Genomic DNA, 2,048 nt, shown 5'->3' on the forward strand with positions numbered 1-2,048 from the left:
GAGGATGACCTCGACGTCCAGAATCTCGCCGGCGGTGACGGCGCACTCCACGTCGGTGCAGCCCGACAGGACGAAACCCTGCTCCTCGAAGATTTCCCCCATGCGGCTGCGCTCGATGACGACGAAGCGCCGGGTGTTGAAGAGGGCCGAGCGGAACAGTTCGCTCACCGTGGCCGCCTCGGACTCGGGGACGCCGAGGGGCTCGAAATCCAGGATGGCGATGCGGGTGGCCTCGCTCAGATGGGCGCCGGCCCCGCCCCCCGGGGCGAAGTCCAGGTCGCGGACCACCGGGTCCAGCATGGTATAGGCGCCGTCGAGGGCCTCGTTGACGGCCCGGCGCATCGCCTCGTCGAAGCCCTCGCCGTCCTCGGAGCGCCCCCGGCCGTAGAACGTCCCCTCGTAGAAAGTCTCCCGGGTGTAGGGATCGAGGAGCTCGACGTCCAGCTCCAGCTCGGCCTTTACGTAGGGGATGAGCAGCCCGGGCACGAAGCAGGCGGCGGAGAGGCCGAGGTAGACGGGCCACGACCGGGACAGCGTGTCGGAGTCCGTCGTCAGGCTCACGATTGCACCGGCGGCGTACACGCCGCCGCAGATGTCCAGAACCAACCCCCAGCCCTCGTTCTCCTGCTCGCAGTTGAAGTCGCGCAGGTCCAGCTTCAGGATGAGATCGGACTCACCACCGTTGACGATTTCCGAAAACAGCCCCTTTTCGTAGGCGTAGTACTTGCAAGACTCGGTGAGGTAGCCGGCCAGGTTGGGGAAACGGGTGTCGGTGGTGAAGGTGCCGTGAATGTTCACCGGTTCGATGAAAACCGTGTAGGGTGTGGGCTCCCCGTCGGCCTTGGCCGTGGGCCGGTACTGGCTGAATGTGTGCACCTCGACGGAGCAGCCTGCGACGAATGCGCCGAGCGGGATCATAACGGCAAAAAGCACGGTAGTGATTCGTTTCATGGAAGCCCCCGGAAGATTATGTGATGTCGGATGGATGAACTATACTGCATTTTCTGACCCGGTTTGAGGAATCGGGGGAGCGCGACTGTTTCGGGTCGCTTTTTTCGGTTAGCGGCGTCCGGCGCTTCAGACCTCGAAGAGGCTCCGCTTGGCGGCGATGGCCTTCCCCGCCATGGAGACGGCGCTGATGCCGTTGGGGCAGCGCGCGGCGCACCGGGCGCAGCCCACGCAGTACTTGGCGAGCTCCTCCACCCGGGCGTAGTTGCCCAGCCGCGTCTCCAGCACCATCGTCATCGGCAGCGGCACGTCGTCCTCCACCCGCCCCACGGGACACACGCCGACGCAGGCCTGGCAGTTGTAACAGTTCAGGCTCTCGCCGGTGTTGCGGACCATCACGCCGGATATCATGAAGTCCAGCAGGAAGATGATGCCGAAGATGATGCAGAGCTGGAAGAGGGTCTCCCGTGAGGGCTCGCCCACGGTGAGCCACTGCAGCGCCAGGACCGGCCAGGGCTGCTTGCCGGCGCCCCCGGCCTCGGCGAGCGCCTGCCGGCTGGCCTCCTGGATGCCCTGGGTGGTGAAGGTGGCTCCGGAAATCGCGTCCACCTCCAGGCTCCTCGACGACGCAATGGCGGCGGGAACCTCGGTCAGGGCCCGCTCCACCGCGGGGCGGCCCCCGCTCTCCGACTGCGCGGTGACGGAGAGCTCGAGCGAGCCGTCCTCCCCCACCACCGCCGTGACCTCGAGGGGCTCGACGGTGTTCTTTCCGATGCCGTGACCGGTGTAGGTGCCGGGCTGAAGGGCGTCGAAATCAATCCGTTTGGCGTTCTCGAGGACGTAGCCCACGCCCATGACCAGCGTCGGGACCCCCAGAATCAGAAGCGCCAGGACGAGGCGGTTCCTCTTCGCCCAACGGGAGGCCGGTCCGACGATGAGGAAGCACACGCCGAGAATCAGCAGAAGGATCAGGCGGGAGGCGGGGAATAAGACCGCGATGAGTGTGGTGGCGAAGGCGATGCGCCAGGGGCGGCTCGGCATGAGTTTCGCCACCAGCGCCCTCCCCCTTGCGGGCGGCGCGCCGGCCGTGGTTACCCTAG

2 protein-coding genes are annotated in these 2,048 nt (G+C 66.5%); both read right to left on the minus strand.

Going from position 1 to position 2,048, the window contains the following annotated elements:
- Nucleotides 1–951: CsgG/HfaB family protein (locus VM054_01425; protein HUT97718.1), on the minus strand; the 951-nt coding region annotated here is incomplete at its 3' end.
- Between the two features lie 126 nt (nucleotides 952–1,077).
- Nucleotides 1,078–2,048 (minus strand): 4Fe-4S dicluster domain-containing protein (locus VM054_01430; GenBank protein HUT97719.1); only part of this gene is annotated, 971 nt, incomplete at its 5' end.

It is taken from the genome of bacterium, assembly GCA_035528375.1.
Taxonomy (GTDB): Bacteria; RBG-13-66-14; RBG-13-66-14; order RBG-13-66-14; family RBG-13-66-14; genus RBG-13-66-14.